The following is a 20,506-nucleotide window of genomic DNA, read 5'->3' on the forward strand; positions in this document are numbered from 1 at the left end:
CCGTCCTCGTTTTCGACGAAAGATCACCGTGACATGTCACGTTTGTCACGTGATTTGTCACGTTCGTTACGGCCTCCGTGACGGATGTCACGTCACGCGTGACGGATGTCACATGATCCGTCACGGGCGTCACGCATGGCGTTGCTGGAGTGATCTGCGTCTCCTCGGCAGTCAAATTTTGCGGCTTCCGGGCGGGTGCTTGTTCCTTCAGCCGCTGCCGATACCGCGCCTGCCTCACCGCCGCCGCGCTCCGCCCATTCACCCCCTCCGCACTCTGCGCCATCATCTGCGCATGGCTCTCCCTCGCCTGAAGGATAAAATCAGCAATCAAGCATCCGAGTTCTACGGGAGTAAGTTCAATCATATTCATGACGTGCTGGATGGTTTGGGTCGAAGTCTCGAAGCTGTGGAAGACCCCCGCAAAATAGCCATTTCCCCCGCCATGAAAGGTGCCCAAGCGGACCCTTTGGACACCGTGGCTTTTCGTCGTCGACAATACGGCTGACAAACCGGCAGTTCCGTGAATGATCCGCACAGTTCAGCCAACGATGAAAATCGAGAACATCACTTTCTGTCACTCACTCACGCTAGGCCCTCTATGTGACGGCGGACGTGTCGCATTCACCATCGAGCCAGGATCGCCAGCATCGGTGGGGCCGGGCGTCTACGTCGTCTTTGAAGACGAGAAGATCGTTTACATCGGGTCTTATCAGTCCGGTGTGGCCAAGAGATGGCTTTATCTGCGGAAGCAGGATGTCTACCATTTCAAAAAACCACTGGTGGCAGATTCATTGAGCAGAGGAGCCATTCTCAAAGTTTTTGCTCAAGATGAACGAGACATCAAAGAGCAGCTCGGATGTGGCGATAATGTCTGGGTCAACTCGGCAGGCATTGAAGCAAGATTGATCTCCATCTTCCACCCCCCATGGAACAATCAGGGGAAGAAGGCCCCGCTCGTCGTGGTCCAAACAGCAACAGCCTGAGCCGGGTTTGTGATTGGTGAGAAAAGATCTTCGGCTTTTCGTCACCACAACATCAACCATTTGTCCAGGGAGGTGAGATGGCTGCGATGACGCCAGCAGCAAGGCAGTTTATTCAAAGGCTAGATCGCTCGCTCCGGCAAGCCCAAGCCCTTCCTTCCCAAGGCATCGATCCAGCGATCGTAGAACTCCTTGGCACACTGCAATTGAGCCCTGTTGAAGAATAAAGTGACATTGCGATCTGAACGACTGCTAACTCGAACTAAAAATTGTCCCGAATCATCCAGCGCCAGGGTGTTGTCTTCGTCGTGTTGGATACTCCTGAAGGTCCAAACCTTTCGGGCTTTCTTGATGGCCGTGATGATGACCTCAACATTTGAATGATAGTCCAAGTTCACGTTGAAACAGTAAGTCATCACGCCTCTGACCAGGTAAAAGGGACGTTGGTATAGTGCTACCAAGCCCGACAGTTCGGCCATTTTCAATAGAGTGCTCTCGAACGATGTGAATCTGTATGCCATATCCTGCCCCCAGAGGATCAAATAAAAGAATGCTGTCTGGCCATCGGAAGCAACGGCGATGCAAGGTCCATCACGCTCAAACCCGATCATAATGGCGTCGCTAGGAACATATGACCCATCACCTGACGGCACGTTCTCCCCAACCGGTCGGACGGAACCCGCGAATAGATCGATTCGGCCACAATAGCTGCCAGGGCCCAGGCTTTTGTAGATATCAATCAGATCTGACTCATCGACTCCAGGCAGGTGAATGACCTTGGAAAGAAAGCCATCATCACAAACTTTTTGACCAATGATGGGAATGTCGGAGAAATCAATGTTAGGCATTTGGCATTTTGGGAAAGAAATCTCGAAAAGTCTGATCCATCACAGGTGCAGCAGCGCGCTGGCCAGGGCATCCACATCGCTGTCATAGATACCGGCCGAGTTTAGGTTGTTGATCTCCACGATCTTCCACCCCTCGCCCACCAAGCCCAGATCAATGGCGAAGGCATCATCGATGAAGCCTGCTTGCAGAATGCGCTCCAGATCCTGCCACTCACCATCTCCGCGAGTGACCCGCGCATGCCTGGCCTGCCCGTTGATCCGGTAGCGTGATCCCGTCACAATGCTGCCGCCGACCACAAAGAACCGCGCCTCATGCCGGATGTCCGCCAGATCGCATACCCACACCAGTTCGTTCTCCACGGCATCGATGAACGATGTGCTCAGCTGCACCTTTTCCAGATCAGCCTGGCTCTCCACCACACAGCCGGTGAAAAACTTCTCCGTTTTCGGCTTTAGAAATTGAGGCCGGATGATCTCCAGATCTCCCCACCTGCACCAATAACCGTTTCCATTGATCCAGTCGTCAGCCGGATAAACCCCATCCTCAATCGGCAGGAACGATTTAAACACAGGCCATCCCCGTTCCCGGCTCAGGTTGATGAAACGGTTCGAGCCGAACACCAGATCCGGCGTCCAAGAACTCTCGCGCACAATCTCTGTCGTGAACGGCACCACGTCAGCCATCTCCAGATCCGCATCCCGCTCCATCAGCGCCTGCAGAAACCGGTCATAATGCGCCTCCCTCCAGATGTTCTTTTGGCACAGCACCTTCTTCATGGGCAGGTCATTGTAAGGCTAGTCTTCGTTCCTCGCTTGAACCGTAAGACTCAAGCAACACAACTCTCGCAGGCGAATGTCAAGGCCTTGCGGGTTGAGCAGGTGTTTCAGCGGGAGATGGAGATGGGGGTTCCGCAGGCTTGGGAGCGGGAGTTTCATTCCACGCAGCCGCCATCTGGGTGATGGACAACGGCTGGGTGTTCTCCGGCAGCGCCTTTTCCGGGCTCACTCCGGTATCGTCATGCAGCACCAGCCCCAGCTTCTGAAGATAGGCGGTCTGGGCTTCACGATTTCGCGGCACACCCGCCACATCTAGGATCTGGCCGTTACCAGCCTTTCCTCGCACACTGTTGCTGGTGTTGTAGACCACATAGCGGGGCCGGTTCTCCTCAGGATGCGCATCACCGTCGGCACGGCGGAACACCGTGCGGTCGATGTGCGCCCCGGCCGGCACCTTTCTTGCCACATTATCACTGGTTAGGCGGTGCATCCACAGGTCCTCGGGGTGGTGCAGCAGCGCCAGTGAGTCTTCATACACCTTGGTCTCCTTCGTGGCGATGCCGCGCTGCTTCATCACCCGGTGTAGCCAGTTGAAAGAAGCGCCCGACATGTCGTTCGAGTCGGTGTAGCCGCCGCCCACGTCCGAATGCGCACCCGGGAACCATACCTCATACACATTCGTCGCCACGGGATCGATGGGCGCGCCCATCGGCAGAGGCTCAAACTTGCTGCGCCGGTCATCCAGGGACAGCGCGTGGACAATCGTGTCGATGTTCGGATAAGCCCCCACCTTGTAGAGCTGGCGGCCGTTTTCGGGCTCGCCCAGCCTGCTCAGCTTCGTGAAGGACAAACCCGGCACCGTGTCCCAGATGGCCAGCAGCTTGATGCGCGGTTCACCCCATTGAAACTCCGGATGCTTCGCCTTCATCGCCGTCTGCAGTTTGACCCGGTTGGCCGCCAGATGGGTCTTCCACCCCGCAGTGCCGCCTTCACGCGACTCCTCCGTGGTCAGGTCCACAAGGTTCTCCCGGCAGTATTTCCACACATCGTCCGCCAAGGCATCGAGCTTCCGCTTCTCCTCGGCGGTTGGCAGAGTTCCCTGCCGATGCCAGTGCTCCATGTGCGGCACACCGCAATGCGCCATCAGCCCCGCCAGCATTCGCGCCTGGAAGGCACCACGACTGAATCCGAAAACCAGGATCGTGTCCTTCGGCAGTCCGCCCTCCGTCTCCGGATCTCGATGCCTCCAGTTCCTGGCCAGGAACTTGTAGCCGTCGAGCACACGCTGGTTCATCCCCGCTCCAAAAATCTTCCCTGACAGGCTGTCAGTGCCCACGCCTTCCACGTAAAGACAAGGCCGCGCAGGATCTTCCGCAGTCGCCCCCACTTCAAAGCGCCGGCGCACGTTGGTGCGCGCTGACCACGTGTTCGCCGTCCCATCAAAGTACACCTCCATCTGCCTCGGACTCGTCCAGTCTGCACGCGTCAGTTTCCGGTTCGCCGCCGTGTTCGGCACCTCCTGCACCTGATAGTTATAAGTGAGGCACGAGGGCAGCAGTGAGACCGCCAGAGAAGCAAACAGGAATTTCCAAGCCATAAACTTATGAATGAGCCTGCCGACCTTAAGATCAATCTCAAAAGATTAGATCGTCATCATCCCTCCCCTCAATCTTCTGACCAAACCACTGTCAACCATCGTCAACGGCGGAGCCCTCAACCGCCGTCAACTTCTGTTCTTCTGTGAACAACTTTCCCGTCCCATAAGTTGCCCGCCGCCGTTCTCTCTCCATCACTCAGCCATCGTCAGTGAATGGACTCTTCCCCACGCAAACCCAATTCGACTTCCGGACAGGCCGGGAAACCAGCCTCGCGGGGTCGCTCACCAGCGAAGACGAACGATCAACTTGCTCTGCCCTTAACCGACTCCGAGCGAAAGGCCTCGCGGAAGCAGCTCGACTCGCTCCATCCCGGCAATCGCTTACGCCTGATGTTTGGGCAGCCCTTGTTGCCGCCCGAGCCCGAGAGTGGAAAGTCCCACTGATCCGCCTGGAAGGCCTCGGCCTGGCTCGTGATGCCGATGGCATGCTCGAGAGCAAAACCATGCTGCCGCTGAAAACAGGCGCGGAGGCCAGCCCCTTCATGGACCGCGAGTGGCAGGTCGTGTATAAACTCTTCCCGCTGCACTCCAGCGGCGGTCTCGGCAAGACCTTTGAGATCGAGCGCATGACCGATGGCGACGGCTTCGAAATGACCGTGCGTGATGCCGTGCTCCCGGAAACCCTGGAGAAGCTCATGATCCTGCATGATGCCGGCGCGCATCCCACCGAGATCGTCGGCATTGATGACCAGGGGGACTACCTCGTCGTGAAGCAGCCGCTCGCCTTCCCGCACGAGGATCTGGATGCCGACCGCATCGTCGCCGTGGAGCGCGTCCGCGCCGTGCCCTGCAAAGCCCGCTTCCGCCGCAATGTCTGGGTGCTCTGGATGCACTCCCAAGCCTGGATCATGAGTGACCTCCACCCCGGGAACATCATGCGCGAGCCCGATGGCCAGCCCTGCATCATCGATGCCCTCCTCGCCCCCATCGCCCCCGGCATGATCGAGACCGACCGCTTCCTCCGCGAAGCCGTCGAAGACGCCCGCGCCTGGCGCGAAGACCGCCCCCGCAAAGGCAGTGATCCCTTCGCCCTCGTCTGCGACGACGACCTCTGACCTTGGACTGCGGCAGCCCTGCTGCCGCTTTCTCCAGGCCAGCCCTGCTGGCCGCCGCCAACACCCAAGACGCGAGGAGTCTAATTTCCCTTGGGTGGCAAGGCAGGAGGCTGCGCCTTTTCGGCCTCTGATTTCCCCTTCTTGTTGAGGAAAACCACCAGCACAATCACCCCCGCCACCATCGCCAGCGCCATGAGTAGCAGAATGCCCAGAATGATCAGTTCGGGAGTGCCCAAGGGACCGATGCCAGCAAGCATGGGATAGCTCATAAACCTCAGCCTAGCGCCAAAGCCTCCCAAGAAGCAAGATCTTAAGAATCTGTGCCCTCTGCGCTATCTGCGGTTAGGCAAAGGTTAGGCCTTCACCTCCACCTCAAGCTCCTTCTGGCTCGCGATCACCTTCGCGGTCTGGCGCTCACGGAAGCTCTTCAGCTTCGCGGCCAGCTCCGGGCTCTCATTCGCCAGCATGGACACCGCAAAGAGCCCTGCATTCAGAGCGCCCGCATTGCCGATCGCAAAGGTGGCCACAGGAATGCCGCCTGGCATCTGCACGATGGAGTAAAGACTGTCCATCCCGCTGAGCGCACGGCTCTGCACCGGCACACCCAGCACGGGCAGCGTGGTCATGCTGGCCGTCATGCCCGGCAGATGCGCCGCGCCGCCTGCACCCGCGATGATGCACTTCAGCCCCCGGCTCTCAGCGCTGGTGGCATACTCATACATGATCTGCGGCGTGCGGTGCGCGCTCACCACCTTCTTTTCATAAGGCACGCCAAAGTCTTCCAGCACTTGCGCTGCGTTTTGCATGGTGGGCCAGTCCGAGCTGGAGCCCATGATGATGCCGACGAGAGGTTGACTCATAAGATTAGGTTAGGATTCAACTAGCGCGCAGCCACCGCCAGCGCAAGCAGCACCATCATCACGCCTCGGCCTTCCGCGCCAGCAGCGTCATGATCAGGATGAAGAAGCACATGACCACCGAGAACAGCGGGAACTGCAGCGCTGAGGGCAGGCTGTAAACCAGCGCCAGTGTGGGGATCCACACCAGCCAGTTGGTCACCATCACGGTCGGGCACACCCGCAGCCAGAAATCCCGGTCCAGCGAGGCCCGCGTGCGGCTCCAGGATCCCCCCGCATCCGCCCAGCGCATGGCGATCAGCACCGTGGGCACAAACCAGATCGGGCTCATCAGAAACTGGTCCACCGCCACCTTTATGGCCAGCGTGCGCGCATCATTCCCCGTGCCAAACAGCCAGCCCTGGAAGCGGTAAAACAGATCGATCTCCATTCCGCGGTATCCCCAGAACGCCGAAAGCAGCAGCACCCGCATGCCCCGACCTTCCGCCGGCAGCGTGCCCATCATTCCCTGCACGAGAGTCGGCAGCAGCACCGCCGCAAACACCGTCGAGGCCGAGGAAAACGCAAAGGACCACTTCAGCTTGAACTCACCCACCTGATTCCAAACCTCTGCCACATCAGGCACCAGATAGTAACTCCCCACCAGCAGCATCACGACCGCATTCAGCACCAGACAAGGGATCTTGTTTTGCCGGAACACCTCCCCGATCGCCGCCGCGATCCCGGGAGTCTTGATAGAAGTGGAAGCCATTGAAAAGTCTCCCGCTCCATGTCCGCGAATCCCACCTCGGGCAAGCGAGATGCTTCTCACGATCTCAACACAAACCGAACATAGGTCTTATAGATCGCATGCGTCCCATCAGACCTATCTCAGAAGCATACCTCCCACGGCGATCCACCTGCCTCGAAGCCCAACGTGGCTTCCGCATCACAAAGTGGAACAGGTTTTTAACCTGTTTCGTGTTACGCCAGATGATCCGTGTCATCCCCCAGACAGTTTCAAAAAACTGCCCCCCGCCCCCGTTCCGCCGGGTCATTCGTGTCATCCACCAGACAGGTTAAAAACCTGTCCCACTTTCCCCGAACCCCAACGTGGGTTCCGTCTCTTTAAACCGCTCCGTCACCACCAGCCATCCCTCACAGCACCCCGAGCAATCTCTTCAACTCCACCTCTTCCGCCCGGGTGGCCAGCATGTAGGTCTTGTCACCATCACTCCAGGTGGCGAGATGCCACTTCTGGCTCGTGCGCAGCTTCGGCAGCCTTTGCTCCACATCCGGGAAGGTCGCGTCATCAAAGACAATGAGATGCGCCTCTTTGTTCTCACGCGTTTGGAAGCAGATGATGGTCGCAGGCAGCCCGTCGATCTTCACGCGCTTGCAGCCAAAGGTCGGTTGTGAGCACAGACAGCCTGGCAGGATCTTTCCGGGACATGGCGCACCAGAACTGATCAGCAGTTTCCGCACCTCCTCATAAGTGGGTGCACGCTCATCCAGCGCGGCCAGACCATGATCCACACGATTGATCGCCCGCAGAGACTCCGCCTGCCACGGCGGCATCTCACCGCTCACCGGATCAATCATCGCCCAGCCTAACCAAAGACATGCCACAGCTGCGGCGGCGCTCATCAGTCCGCGCCGCATCCAGCGCACCGGCTTCTTCGCCGGAAGGCTGGCAAACTCCAGCGCCAGCAGCTTTTCACGCAACCCTGCAGGTGCCGCGTCAGGCGTCAGCAAGTCCGCCACGGACTCATCAAAGGTCCGGCGCTGCTCCACCCAGGCGGCGAGGTCCGCATCGCGCTCCGCATGAGCACGAGCTTCAGCAGACGCATCCTGGGGTCGGAGCGTCGTGGCATCGAGTTCGAGTCTGGCTTCTTCGCGTGTCACAGGCTGGCAGTGGTTTGAAAGTGGGCGGGGAGGATGTTGGATGAATCTTCGAGCCGGCTAAGAATGGCGCGCAGGCTGTCTTTCGCGCGTGAGAGGCGGGACATCACCGTGCCGATGGGAATCCCCAGCGTCTCCGCGATGTCACGATACGAGAGCTCCTTCAGATAAAACAAAACGAGCGGCGCCCGGTAGTTCGGATCCAGCTGGTCCAGCGCCACCTGCAGCGTGGCATTGTCCACACGCGGCGCGGCCTCATCTTCTTCAGGTGCGCTGCCATGCAGATCCGGCTCAAACTCCACCTCCGGATGCTTCTTCTCCCGGCGCGCCATGCTGAGCCATTCACGATACAGCGTGGTGTAGAGCCAGGTCTTCACCTTCGTGGCATCACGCAGCGTGTTTCCCTTCCGCGCCCATTGCAGAAACGTTTGCTGGACTAGGTCCTGCGCCGTCGCATCACTCCGGCACATGCTCACGGCAAACCGGTGGAGGCCCTGGTAGTGGGCATCCACGATCTGCTGGAAGCTGGGAGGCGACTCAGACACGCGGCGAGTGTTCAGCCGGACTTCCGGCAGTGCAAAGGGGAAATGGAGGGCGAGTTCCATGCAGCATTCAGGCGGCCTTTCTGCACCGCAGAGGCTCGGGAAGGTGAATCAGTCTCAGTCATGACCATGAGGTGACGATGGGAGGCGGAGGTCGGACCATTATTCCAAAATCTTCGCTTTCTGCTCCCACACTTGGTTAGCGAGCCGGAGGCTCGAAAGAAATTAGCCGGTGGTGGAGCGAGGCTTGGCGAGCGGGAACCACCGGATAATCCACGTGAATTCAGGTGAGCTTGCCCTGCGCGCCGAAGGTGCGCGAGAAGTCGGCGTCCTCCAACTGTGGGTGAAACGTTCACTTCTCGCGCACCTTCGGCGCGCATATCTGACCCGGAGGTGGCTGGCCGTAGTTCCAGGGGTTCTCGCTCGTTCCTCGCTTCACCCCTGGCTAATTTCTCCCAAGCCTCCGGCTCGTCGACAGGTGCCCTGCACAACACCTACGGCATTACGTTGCCACGATCCTCACCGCCACTCCATCACCCCCTGCGCATTCCGGTCATAGGTCACCGCCTGAGCCTTCTCAGGATGCTTTGGCCCCTCTGGAAGCAGCAGCCCTTCCGCATCAAAGAAATGCGTGCGTCCGGCCTGATGTCTGACCCAGCCCAGGAGCTTCCCGCTGATCTCATCATACCGGAACACATCCCGCCAGGGCTTCGGCGTCGTGAGTCGCAGATCCACAAAGGCTGGGCCCACCGCGCGCTCCAGCACCTCTGGAAACACCGCCTGGCTCAGCACTGTGAGATTCAAGCCTCGCAGGTAGTGATGATCCGCCGCCGTCCACTGCTGCTGCGCCGCCGCGGTGGTCAGTGTGCCGTCCGCCTGCTCGATCAACACCCCTAAATCCAGCAACCTCTGCACCTCGCGGCGGATGTCATTCGCCGCCATCTTCTTCGACGACTGCGCCGCCATCGCATCGATGTCCTTCCGCAGCACAAGATACAGATCATTGATGTCTGCGAGTCGGTAAAACACGGCCGTCAGGGCCAGCTTCAGACTGACCTTCTCCGCACCTGGGAAGCTCGCTTCCAAGGCCGTGGCGATATCCTTTTCCAAACCCGTGCGCAGGTTGGCCGTACCTTCTTTACCACCTGGCTTCGCCTCCATCGCCGTGATGGTTTGAAAGCGTTTGTCCAGCGGCAGCCACACCGCCTGGATGGCCTTCCTCTGCTCCTCGTTCAGCAGCTTCTCCATCAGCCGGCTGCGCAGTCCGTCTCCGGCCAGCGAAGACGCCAGCATCACCCGCAGCCAGCGCGTGTCATTGTCGCTCGCAGGCAGGCCCACGTCCGGATTCGGCGCCTGATACTCGATCTCCGCCAGACGTCCGTCCTTTTGATAGAAGCGTCGTTCGTTAGGCAGCATGAAAAAGCTGATGATCGCCGGTGCGCTGACGCTCGTGCCATTCGAGGCAAAGATGCCGATGTCCACGCGACTGCTGCGGATGCCCGTGCGGTTGATGAACGGCGGCTGCCAGCGCACACGCAGCCGCGCATAAGGCCCGGCGCCTGCATGATCGATCCGCACCAGCCTGGGATCTCCCTGAAGCACCCGCATGCTGAGCTGCATCGGCCTTCCCATGAGGTCCGCCACCTTGCTCAGATCAATGACCATGCCATGCTCATCCAGGCTGCCGCGAAACACTCGCGAGATGCACACCCGCGCATCCGCCAGTTTGTGATCGAGTGGCTTGGGCCCTTCAAAGAACTGCTTCCCTGCCTGCGGCTCGCTCTCCTCCACCACCGCCACCTGCACCAGCGGCGGGATCTTGTCTGGTGTCATGCCCTGTGCCATGCGCGCCATCTTTTCCTCATCCAGCAGCGTTCCGTCAAACACCACCGGATGCGCCGCACCCGTGAAATAGTCATCAGGCTTCTTCACCGTGCGGTAGCACTGCCGCAAAATGGCCTGCACGGTGGGAATGAGCAGACGCTTCTCGATGAGCACGCGCTGTGTCTCACGTGGAAAAGCCGCCAGCGTGGAGAGCACCGCCTGCAGAAAAACCTGGTCACTGCCTGATGATCCTTGGGAAATCAGCACCGCCGGTGTGTTCATCGGATACAGGTCCCCATACCCGCCCACTCCGTTCGCGCCGATGTCATAGTCCTGATGCTCCGGGTAGACGAAAAGATTGTTCGCCAGATACTGCATCATCAGGAACTGCGCCCCGCGGCCCGGATCCATCATGAAGAAGCGCGGCAGACTGCCGCCGGACACCGCAGGCGCGGCCATGGAGCAGTTCCCCACCGTAGGACCGAGCCTCAAACGTCCCGCCGGGCCCTTGTCAGCCCCGCTGAGAGAGGTGTGCTCAAAGACCTGCAGTTGCGGATACAGCTTGGTGTTCAGCGCCGAGTGCTGCCCGTCGCGGTTTTCATACGTGATGGCCGCCAAACCGGCCGCCGTGCCGTCATTATACCACTCATTCAGCAGCTTCGCGGTGGCATCATCCCGCTTCGTCACCTGCCCTTGCGTGCTGCTGATGACGAGGAGTGCCGCCATCCAGGTGAGGAGGCGGATGAGGGAAGATGACTCGTCGCTCGAAGGCAGCACAGGCGTAATGCTCGACGGTGGAGATGCGGTGTCAATGGTTCTGAGTGCTTGCCTATCCGGGATCCTGACCTAGTCTCGCCCTCCCTTTTTCCAGAAGCCTCATACTCATGCGATTCCGAAACCTTACCCGCCGCCGCGAGATCGGTGCCAACTGCTACCTGCTCGAAAGCGGAGACCACCGCGTCGTGCTGGATGCCGGCATGCACCCGAAGCAGGTGGGTTTCGATGCGTTGCCAGACTTTGGCCCGCTGCCGCATGACACCGCGGATGGCATCATCATCACGCATGCGCACCATGACCACATCGGCGCGCTGCCCGTGCTCATGCGCAAGCAGCCCAGCACACCTGTCTTCATGACGGAGATCACCGGTGAGATCACCAGCGGCATGCTGCACAATTCGGTGAACGTGATGACCGCGCAGCGCGTGGAGAACAGCATCAGCGAGTATCCGCTCTTCACCCACAAGGAGCTGGATGAAAACCGCGCCAACTACGTCTACCGCGATCTCAACCGCCCTTTCGAGATTCCGGACACGAACATGGAAGCCAGCTTCTATGATGCGGGTCACATCCTCGGTTCCACCGGCGTGATGATCAAGGAAGGCGGCAACACGCTCTTCTACACGGGTGATGTGAACTTCGAGCCGCAGACCATCTCCATGGCCGCGGACTTCCCGACGAGCGGCATTGATGTGCTCGTGGTCGAGACCACACGCGGCACCTACGCACGCCCTGAAGGCTACAGCCGCAAGGGTGAAAAAGAGCGCCTCGCCGCGCTGATCCGCGATACCTTTGATGCCAACGGCTCCGTGCTCATCCCGGTGTTCGCGCTTGGCAAGACGCAGGAAGTCATGCTCATGCTGCATGAACTGCATGAGGAAGGCCTGATCCCTGAGATGCCCCTGCACATCGGCGGTCTCGGCACGAAGATCACCGTGCTCTACGATCACTACAGCGACCGCTCACGGCGTAACTACAAGGGTTTCCAGCTGCTTGAGGACGTGAAAATGCTCATCAAGCCCGAGAAGCGCGGCCGCCGTGGCGGACCACGCCAGTTCGTCTATCAGCCGCGCACCATCTACTGCCTCTCCAGCGGCATGATGACCGAGGGCACCGCCTCGAACCAGTTCGCTTCCAAGTTCATCGACAACCCGCGCAACGCCGTGGCCTTTGTCGGTTACACGGATCCCGAGTCCCCCGGCTTCCGCCTGCGTCACGCCAAGGCTGGCGAGAAGATCAAGCTCTCGCCCGATCTGCCTGCCGTCGAAGCCAACGCCCGCATCGAGAGCTACGATCTCAGCGCCCACGCCACGCGTGAGCAGATCGCCGACTACGTCGAAAAAGTGCGCCCGAAAAAGCTCCTCCTCGTCCACGGCGAGACCGATTCCCAGGACTGGTTCCGCGCCCGCTTCGCTGAGACACTCAATGGTGGCACCGAGATCATCCAGCCAAACCTGCACGAGCCGATCACGCTCTGGTAAGGGTCCTGGCGTTCGACGAACACAGGGAACTACACACATTTGAAGATGGGTCACATTGTTCCAAAGGGAATCTGTGCCCACTAAGGCCGATAAGTCTCTCGTGCGGCCCGACCGTGGAAGAGTGAACTTGATTGATCATAACTGGTCCTGCCGCCCCTTTTCCTCTCTGCCTTTAGAAGTCTTCCCACCCAATAGTTTCTTGTCTCATTTTCGCCTATGTCATCAGATGGCGCGCGACTAGCTGACCAGTAAATCATGACATAGATAGCATCAATATCCCCTCGAAGGGCTGCCGGACGCTTCTTCCTCGCTTCTTCATGAGTGGGAATCGCAACTATGTTACCTATATGCGGAGGTGGCGGTGCTTTGCACGAGGCGAGGCTCAGCGAGATCAACAAGATCAATAAACAAGTGGGTTTCATTTGAGCGCACGATTCATGGAAGGCTTAAACAGTCCCCTTCCCCATCTCCACCACGCGAAACGATCTCCCCATCATCGCGGGATGGGTGAGAGAGTGAAACTGCCTGAGCAAAGCCTGCGTGCCCGCATCCGGCCGCTTGCCCTCCAAAGTCGCCAGCCAGGCCAAACCCATTTTGCCGAGATACCGGCCCTGGTGCTCATAGCTGCGCAGCTTCAAACCCGCTTCCTCAGCCGTTTCCACCAATCGTGTGAAGTTCACATGCGTGGTCAGATCACACTCGCCCAGGTTCTCCAGCACCTTGTCATCCGTTTGGTGCTGATAATACCTCCGCAGCGTCCCCTTCGTGCGCTCGATGGAGTAAAGCTCCTCGTCATCGAGTCCATAATCGGCGATGTAGATCCGCCCATGAAAGGGTGCCGCCGCCAGCTCACGCATCCACTGCAGCGCCGCCAGATTGATCTCGGTGGTGTAACCTTCAGGCAGATCATCCGGCAGCCGAGCCAGCTCATCCCTCAACTCCTCCGAAGCATCCCCCGCCTCCCAACCGAGAACCGGGAACTGCGAACCGGGAACGGTTTGCGAAACGACAAACAACTCCCGCCACTGTGTCCCGTCCCACTGAACGAGATGCACCGGCATCGCATCTGGCAGCTCATTGCACACAAAGAGCGCAGGTCGTGCTGGCAGATCCGCGAGCGAAGCCACCCACGTCACCCTCGTTCCAAAGGCCGCCAGCCTCTCCCGCTGCACCGCCTCGTAACGTGGGTTCGGTTCCACGATGACATAGTCAAAATCAGCGGCGGTGAGGATGTCCTCCGCCAGCTGCCCGTCATGCGCCGCCTGCTCGATCACGCAAAAGCTCTCCGGCTGCCCCAGATCTGCCCAGGTCTGCCGGGCCAGGTCCGCCAATAGCCTGCCATAAAGCGGCCCCACGCTCACCGCGGTGTAGAAATCCCCACCCCGGCCGATCCGCCTCGGGCCGGGCCCATAGTAACCATGCTCGGCATGATAAAGCGCGAGTTCCATCACGGCGGCAAAGCTCAGCCGGGGGGTAAGGCCTAGTTTTTCGAATAAAATCTGGGAAATCGGGGTCACAGGGGACACGAAAGTAGCAGTGGCAGGAAAGGGCGGAAGAGCTAAACTACCTCTCCCTTTTCCCACGGGCCACTTTTCTTCCTGTTCATGTTCGGCATCGACGAATCTCAGCTCCCCAAATCCAAAAGCTGGCGTGGCACGCCTACCGGCTTGAAGCCCCCGTTCTATCGTCGTGTCTGGTTCAGCGCCCTGGTGGCCCTGGTCCTCCTCGCTGGCGTGACCCTTCTGGGCATCTACGCCGTCATCGTGGCCCCGCTGCGTGAGAAGGCGGAGACCTATGACCTGGACGAGGTGAAGAAGCTCGAGGCCGCCAGCATCATCTACGACCGCAATGGGGATGAGCTGAGCCGTATCTTCGTGCTGAACCGCACCCCCGTTTCCATCAAGGACATCCCGCAGCATTTCATCGATGCCCTGACCTCCCAGGAAGACAGCCGCTTCTTCTCCCACAATGGCGTGGACTACATCGGCCTCGTCCGTGCCGTGTATCTGAACTTCAGGGCGGGCGAGGTGACCCAGGGAGCCTCCACCATCACCCAGCAGCTCGCACGTCAGACCTTCGGTCTCATGGAGCGCAGCTACAAGCGCAAGCTCATGGAGGCCTTCGTGGCCCAGCGCATCGAAAAGCAGTTCTCGAAGTCCGAGATCCTCGAGCTCTACCTGAACCGCATCTTCTTCGGCAAAAACTTTTACGGCATCCAGGCCGCCTCGCTCGGATACTTCGGCAAGGACGCGAAGGACCTCACCCTGTGGGAGGCCGCCACCCTGGCCGGTTTGATCAAGAGCCCGAACAACATCGAGCCCATCAAGCATCCGGAACGCGCCAAGAAGGAGCGTGACTATGTGCTGGAGCGCATGGTGATCGAAAAACACCTCACGCGTGAGGAGGCTGAGTTTGCCAAGATGAAGCCCGTGCTCACCGCGCCGCAGACCACCAATGCGCAGCTCAACTACGCCTATGATGCCGTCCGCCAGGAAGTGGCCGCACGCCTGGGTGAGGAGCAGGCCTCTTCAGGCGGCTTCAAGATCTACACCAGCATCGACAAAGAGATGCAGAAGAAGGCCGAGGACTCCGTGAAGGCCCGTCTGGCCGAGATCGAAAAGCGCCAGGGCTACGAGCACCAGACCTATGAGCAGTTCCGCACCATCTACAAAGACTGGCGCACGCAGATGACGGCCAGCAAGGGTGACGTTACCTCTTCCGTTCCTCGTCCGAAGCCTGAGTATCTGCAGGCGGCAGCGCTGGTGATCGACAACTCTGACGGCTCCGTGCTGGCCATGGTCGGCGGACGTGACTTCGTCGACAGCCAGTATAACCGCGCCATGGACAGCCTGCGCCCCGTCGGCACGGCCTTCATTCCCTTCATCTACGCCTACGGCTTCAATCAGGCCAACATCTTCCCCATGAGCCAGCTCCTGGATGATGCGCTCGGTAATGACCGCGTCATGATCGGCGGCTTCAAAGGCATCCTGGGTGAATACGGCATGGAGGTGCCGAATCCGAAATGGTCCCGCCAGAACATCAGCCTCCGCGAGGCCCTGGTGAACTCCAACAACTCCGTCACCGTCCGTCTCGGCGAACAAGTGATGCTGGACCGCGGCCTGCTGCGCCCTGGCTTCAAAGACTTCATCAAAGCCACCGGCATCCAGTCACCCCTGCGTGATGCGGCCTCCACCATCCTGGGCGCCAGTGAGGCCAAGCTGGATGAGCTGTGCCTGGCTTACTCCTGCTTTGCCAATGGCGGCAAGCGCCCCGGCGCCCTGCACATGATCCAGCGCATCACCGATGCGAATGACAAGACTGTCTTCCAGCTCGATGAGGCCACCCTCCAGCCCGTGCGCGGCATGGACGAGATCTCCGCCTGGCAGGCCCACACCTGTCTCGATGAAGCCCTCCACCGCGGCACCGGCGCCATCTCCAAGGAATACGGCCTTGGCGACTTCCCCGCCGGCGGCAAGACCGGCACTCATCATGAATACAAGGACCTCTGGTTCATGGGTTACACCAGCGCCGTGACCTGCGGTGTCTGGGTCGGCTTTGACAAGCAGAAGACCATCTTCGACCAGGCCTTCTCCAACAAGCTCGCCCTGCCCATCTGGACAGACATCGTCAATGCCTCCACCAAAGGCCACACCGCGCAGGATTTCAATCCGCCGGAATCCGCTGAGAAGGTGGAGATCTGCCGCGCCAGCGGTCTCCGGGCCACCGACTTCTGCTACGACAAGATCAAGGCTGCCGACGGCACCTCCAAGAACGTGCGCAACACCTACTTCGAGTATCTCCGCAACGGCACCCCGTTCAATGCCACCTGCTCCGTGCACACCGGCACCGGCATCACCCAGGACATCACCGCCTTCCATAACCACATGTCTGGCATCAGCGAGACCGTCATCCCGGCGGACATCAGCAAATACGCGCATCTGGACTCCGTGCACATTCAGGACACGATTGTCATCGGCCTGGATCCCTACAACTCCGAGCAGCCCATCCTCCGCGCCCGCCCTGTCAATGACGACGGCTCCCCCATCCGGCGCGCCGTCCCCGTCGGCCCCGAAGATGGTGGCGAACCCGTCAGCGAGCAGCCCGTCATCAAGCTCCAGCCGCCCCCGCGCCTGAAGATCGAGCTTTGATGATGGTAGGGACGCGCTCCTGACCTTCGAAGCCTTTGGCGAAGAAGGTGCGTCGCGTCCGACTTTCTCCCGCGTCGCGCTCTCCCGATTTCCATTCACGCCTCTCGCCGAGAAGTCGCGAAGCGTCCTGGACTGCGCCTGTCCTCTGGCGCTCTTTCCCTGTCGCTCTCTCCTGAGTGTCCCCACACACGGAACCCCACGAGACCCCCAACGACCTTCCGGTCATCAGTGCTTATCAGTGTCCATCAGTGGTAAATAAAGAGCCTCCGCCAACACACCCGCGAAGTTCCCCCAGGCACTCACCGTTCTCATGCCCTGTCCGGTTTCCTCCCCTCACGCGGGAAGGAACCTAACACCCCCGACCGGCATGAACCGCCTCCTCCTTCTCCTGCTCACCCTCTGCCCGCTGCTCGCTGTCGCCGCCACCGCATCAGCACAGCTCCCGCTCGAACTCAAACCCGGCACGCGCATCTGCCTCATCGGCAACTCGCTCTTTGATCACATGCGTGATGACGGCCAGTTCGAGGCCCTCCTGCACCAGCGCTTCGCGAAAGAAAAACTCATCGTCCGCAACCTCTCGTGGTCGGCGGATGAAGTCGCCCTCCGTCCCCGCCCTGATGGCTTTGGCGATCTCAACCAGCACCTCACCGAGCATAAGGCAGACGTCATCCTCGCCGCCTTCGGCTTCAACGAAAGCTTCAAAGGTGAGAAGGGCATCGCTGAGTTCGAAACCCTGCTCAAAGCCTTCCTCATCGAGCTCAAAGCGCATCACTACAATGGCGTGAGCTCTCCGCTCATCGTGCTCATCTCTCCCACCGCGGCGGAGAAACCTCATGAGCATCTGAACGCGCAGATCAAGCTCTACACCGAGGCGATGGCCAAGGTCGCCAAGGCGGAGGGAGTCGGCTTTGCCGTAGTCCGCGAGTCCTCTCGCGGTGACGGGTCCGAACCGCGAGAGAATTCGCGGACGACCATCAACGGCGTTCATCTCAACAAACATGGTTATGCGCTTTTCGGAGAGACACTTTTCCGCGAACTGATCCAGGAAACACCTCCGAAACTCAATGAGGCCGTGCGCGCCGCCGTCATCGAAAAGGACAGCAAGTTCTTCCAGTATTACCGCCCGCTGAACTACTACTACATCAAAGGCGGTCGTGCCGAGCCTTATGGCGTGGTGAACTTCCCCGGCGAGCTCAAGAAGCTGCTACAGATGGTCACCAATCGTGATCAGTTTGTTTGGGACTTGGCCCAAGGAAAACGGAGCCTCAAGGAAGCTGAGGCGTTTGTTGACTCAGCGATCCCAACGGCAAACCAAGCAGTGAAAACACTTGCTGCCTTAGATGATGCGAACACCGAGAAACTCCCCACCATCACCGGTGACCGCCCCATCAACGAATGGGTCACGCCTGCGGAAGAGCTCAAAGCCTTCAAGATCGACCCGCGTTTCGAGGTGAACTGCTTTGTCAGCGAGGAGGACTTTCCCGAGCTTTTTGTGAAGCCGATTGCCATCCGTTTTGATGCCAAAGGCCGTCTCTGGGTCAGCACCAGCACCACCTACCCGCAGATCCTTCCCGGCCAGGAGCCGCAGGACAAGATCCTCATCCTCGAAGACACGAATGGCGACCACAAGGCGGACAAATGCAGCGTCTGGGCGGACAAGCTGCACATCCCTCTGAGCTTCGAGTTCGGCAACGGCGGTGTCTTCGTCTCCGACCAGCCTAACCTAACGTTTCTCAAAGATACCGATGGCGATGGCAAGGCGGATCATCGCGAGAAACTCCTCACCGGTTTCGGCACCGAGGACAGTCATCATGCCCTGCATGACTTCGTCTGGAGTCCGGAGGGTGATCTCATCTTCCGCGAGAGCATCTTCCACCACAGCCAGGTCGAGACGCCTTTCGGTCCCGTTCGTGCGCGCGAGAGCAGCTTTTTCCGCTACACACCCGCCACGGGCAGGCTGCTCGCCTTTGGCAGTTATCTCAGCACGAACCCCTGGGGCATCACCTTTGATGACTGGGGCTTCCATGTCGGCAGTCATCCTGTCTTCGCCAGTGCTGTGCATGCTCTGAACGCGCCTTATCCAGACATCCATGTGCCTGCGGGCAGTTACTTCCCCGCCTACAGCGGCACCTGCGGCCAGGAGTTCCTCACCAGCAGCCACTGGCCTAACGAACTGCGAAAAAAGCACTTCATGCGCGTGCGCTACAAGCCCACGAACGAGGTGGAGCTGCACGAATGGGTGGAGCACGACACGCACTTCGAGGAAAAGAAAGTCGGCATCGTCTTCCAGAGCACCAACCTCAGCTTCATCCCGGTCGACATCCAGCAAGGTCCCGATGGCGCCATGTATGTGGCCGACTGGTATAACCCCGTCAAAGGCCACATGCAGCACTCCCTCCGCGATACCCGCCGCGACAAAAAATCCGGCCGCATCTGGCGCATCACCGCGAAGGATCAAAAGCTCGAAGAAGCCCCGAAGATCGCTGGTGCGAGCATCCCTGAGTTGCTAGATTTGCTGAAGAGCGAGAACTACCGGACGAGATATCGCGCGAAGGTGGAGTTGAGGGAGAGGGACAGCGAAGTCGTGCGCCACGCCGCCACCAAAGGATTGCAGGACATCTCCAATCTGGCAAACAACGACACTCCTATCCACACACTTGAACTCACCCACCTGCAGTCGGGCTTGATCGCCAGCAACTGGCCTTCGGATCGTTATCTTCGTTCAGACCCGGCTGCCGAGAGATCCAAAGCACAGGCCGAATTTGATGGAGATGCTCTCTATTCACTCCTTCTTCCATCTCTTCTTCACCCTGCCTCTTCACCAGAAATGCGTGTTAATGCAGTGCGTTTTTTGCGTCGAGTTGATGCCCAAGAACGAGAGTTCTACCACAGAACTCCTGCTTCGACGTATAAGCCTCATATTGGAGATGACCTCCTGAAGGTAGCTGCCAACGACAAATCCGGTCTCGTACGCCTGGAAGCCGCTATCACCGCCAGCTACATCGGCACTCCCGAAGCCCTCGAAGCCGCGCTCGATCTGCTGAAGCACCCGATGGACAGCTACCTTACTTACGCGCTACGCACATCCCTCGACAGCCACACGCTGCAACCGCTTTGGAAAGGCAACGCCGCCTTCATGGAGAAGCATCCCGAGCTTATGAAATTCCTCCAGGACAGCGAGCCGAAGAAACCCGCCGTCATGGCCCGGAAAAAGAAGGCGGAGAAGGCCGATCCCTTTGATGCCCAGCCCGGCCTGCAAACCCTCACCATCAAGACCATTCCCGAGCGCCTGCTCTTCGATGTCCGCGAGTTCAAGGTGAAGCCCGGCGCGCCTGTGAAGCTGGTTTTCGAAAACCCGGACGTCACTCCGCACAACCTTTTGATCGTCCAGCCCGGTGCTGCGGACGAGGTCGGCATGGCCGGCAATGAGATGGCCAAGCTGCCTGATGGCATGGCCAAAGGCTTCATCCCCGACAGCCCCAAAATCCTGCACAAGACCAAGATGCTCATGCAGAACGAAAGCGAGACCCTGCGCTTCCAGGCCCCCTCTGCCCCCGGCAAATACCCCTACATCTGCACCTTCCCCGGCCACGGGCTCGTCATGAAGGGCGAGATGATCGTCGAGTAAAGTAGTGCCGAGCTTTAGCTCGCACCCTTCCCCGCAATCTCGCACAGCCTA

At 59.4% G+C, this 20,506-nt stretch carries 16 protein-coding genes; 5 read left to right on the forward strand and 11 right to left on the reverse strand.

The features are described 5' to 3' along the window. Positions 1 to 331: hypothetical protein (locus BGE01nite_RS29450; protein ID WP_218033057.1), on the reverse strand; the 331-nt coding region annotated here is incomplete at its 3' end. A gap of 217 nt (positions 332 to 548) precedes the next feature. On the opposite strand from BGE01nite_RS29450, the gene BGE01nite_RS21270 reads away from it, so the two are divergent. Further along, on the forward strand, positions 549 to 983 hold the full coding sequence (locus BGE01nite_RS21270) for a GIY-YIG nuclease family protein (RefSeq protein WP_146853457.1): 435 nt from the start codon (positions 549 to 551) through the stop codon (positions 981 to 983). A gap of 119 nt (positions 984 to 1,102) precedes the next feature. On the opposite strand, the gene BGE01nite_RS21275 is transcribed toward BGE01nite_RS21270, so the two are convergent. The 3 genes from BGE01nite_RS21275 to BGE01nite_RS21285 all read right to left on the reverse strand — a co-directional run bounded on the left by BGE01nite_RS21275 (position 1,103) and on the right by BGE01nite_RS21285 (position 4,202). Continuing rightward, positions 1,103 to 1,828, reverse strand: a complete 726-nt coding sequence (locus tag BGE01nite_RS21275) for a hypothetical protein (RefSeq protein ID WP_146853459.1) — start codon at positions 1,826 to 1,828, stop codon at positions 1,103 to 1,105. Between the two features lie 39 nt (positions 1,829 to 1,867). After that, complete coding sequence (locus BGE01nite_RS21280) at positions 1,868 to 2,605, reverse strand: ATP-grasp domain-containing protein (protein WP_146853461.1); 738 nt, start codon at positions 2,603 to 2,605, stop codon at positions 1,868 to 1,870. 79 nt (positions 2,606 to 2,684) lie between these two features. After that, positions 2,685 to 4,202, reverse strand: a complete 1,518-nt coding sequence (locus BGE01nite_RS21285) for a T6SS phospholipase effector Tle1-like catalytic domain-containing protein (protein ID WP_146853463.1) — start codon at positions 4,200 to 4,202, stop codon at positions 2,685 to 2,687. A 485-nt stretch (positions 4,203 to 4,687) separates the two neighbouring features. Between BGE01nite_RS21285 and BGE01nite_RS21290 the strand changes: the two genes are divergently transcribed. After that, on the forward strand, positions 4,688 to 5,317 hold the full coding sequence (locus BGE01nite_RS21290) for a hypothetical protein (RefSeq protein ID WP_146853465.1): 630 nt from the start codon (positions 4,688 to 4,690) through the stop codon (positions 5,315 to 5,317). An 80-nt stretch (positions 5,318 to 5,397) separates the two neighbouring features. Here the strand turns inward: BGE01nite_RS21290 and BGE01nite_RS21295 are convergent, their stop codons facing one another. The 6 genes from BGE01nite_RS21295 to BGE01nite_RS21320 all read right to left on the reverse strand — a co-directional run bounded on the left by BGE01nite_RS21295 (position 5,398) and on the right by BGE01nite_RS21320 (position 11,147). Further along, the gene (locus BGE01nite_RS21295; protein ID WP_170266954.1) at positions 5,398 to 5,574 is read right to left on the reverse strand and encodes a hypothetical protein; all 177 of its coding nucleotides are present in this window, start codon (positions 5,572 to 5,574) and stop codon (positions 5,398 to 5,400) included. Positions 5,575 to 5,670: 96 nt separating this feature from the next. After that, positions 5,671 to 6,177 carry a 5-(carboxyamino)imidazole ribonucleotide mutase gene (gene purE / locus BGE01nite_RS21300; protein ID WP_146853468.1) on the reverse strand — a complete coding sequence of 169 codons (507 nt, stop codon included), beginning with the start codon at positions 6,175 to 6,177 and terminating at the stop codon, positions 5,671 to 5,673. A gap of 58 nt (positions 6,178 to 6,235) precedes the next feature. Beyond that, positions 6,236 to 6,925 carry a hypothetical protein gene (locus tag BGE01nite_RS21305; protein ID WP_146853470.1) on the reverse strand — a complete coding sequence of 230 codons (690 nt, stop codon included), beginning with the start codon at positions 6,923 to 6,925 and terminating at the stop codon, positions 6,236 to 6,238. A gap of 386 nt (positions 6,926 to 7,311) precedes the next feature. Next, the gene (locus tag BGE01nite_RS21310; protein WP_146853472.1) at positions 7,312 to 8,058 is read right to left on the reverse strand and encodes a DUF3379 domain-containing protein; all 747 of its coding nucleotides are present in this window, start codon (positions 8,056 to 8,058) and stop codon (positions 7,312 to 7,314) included. Continuing rightward, positions 8,055 to 8,660, reverse strand: coding sequence for an RNA polymerase sigma factor (locus BGE01nite_RS21315; RefSeq protein WP_146853474.1), 606 nt, complete (start codon positions 8,658 to 8,660; stop codon positions 8,055 to 8,057). The genes BGE01nite_RS21310 and BGE01nite_RS21315 overlap by 4 nt, the downstream gene beginning before the upstream one ends. Positions 8,661 to 9,116: 456 nt before the next feature. Then, positions 9,117 to 11,147 carry a hypothetical protein gene (locus BGE01nite_RS21320; protein ID WP_170266955.1) on the reverse strand — a complete coding sequence of 677 codons (2,031 nt, stop codon included), beginning with the start codon at positions 11,145 to 11,147 and terminating at the stop codon, positions 9,117 to 9,119. A 158-nt stretch (positions 11,148 to 11,305) separates the two neighbouring features. On the opposite strand from BGE01nite_RS21320, the gene BGE01nite_RS21325 reads away from it, so the two are divergent. Continuing rightward, the gene (locus tag BGE01nite_RS21325; protein ID WP_146853478.1) at positions 11,306 to 12,679 is read left to right on the forward strand and encodes an MBL fold metallo-hydrolase; all 1,374 of its coding nucleotides are present in this window, start codon (positions 11,306 to 11,308) and stop codon (positions 12,677 to 12,679) included. A 446-nt stretch (positions 12,680 to 13,125) separates the two neighbouring features. Here BGE01nite_RS21325 and BGE01nite_RS21330 read toward each other — a convergent pair whose 3' ends face one another. Continuing rightward, on the reverse strand, positions 13,126 to 14,127 hold the full coding sequence (locus BGE01nite_RS21330) for a class I SAM-dependent methyltransferase (RefSeq protein ID WP_170266956.1): 1,002 nt from the start codon (positions 14,125 to 14,127) through the stop codon (positions 13,126 to 13,128). 219 nt (positions 14,128 to 14,346) lie between these two features. Here BGE01nite_RS21330 and BGE01nite_RS21335 point away from each other — a divergent pair, with 219 nt between their 5' ends. Next, positions 14,347 to 16,827: a transglycosylase domain-containing protein gene (locus tag BGE01nite_RS21335; RefSeq protein WP_218033058.1), complete on the forward strand. Its 2,481-nt coding sequence runs from the start codon at positions 14,347 to 14,349 to the stop codon at positions 16,825 to 16,827. 367 nt (positions 16,828 to 17,194) lie between these two features. Then, entirely contained in the window at positions 17,195 to 20,455 is a 3,261-nt protein-coding gene (locus tag BGE01nite_RS21340; RefSeq protein WP_170266957.1) for a PVC-type heme-binding CxxCH protein, read from the forward strand. The last annotated feature ends 51 nt before the right edge of the window (positions 20,456 to 20,506 follow it).

Source organism: Prosthecobacter gellanilyticus (genome assembly GCF_007992435.1).
Classification (GTDB): Bacteria; Verrucomicrobiota; Verrucomicrobiia; order Verrucomicrobiales; family Verrucomicrobiaceae; genus Prosthecobacter; species Prosthecobacter gellanilyticus.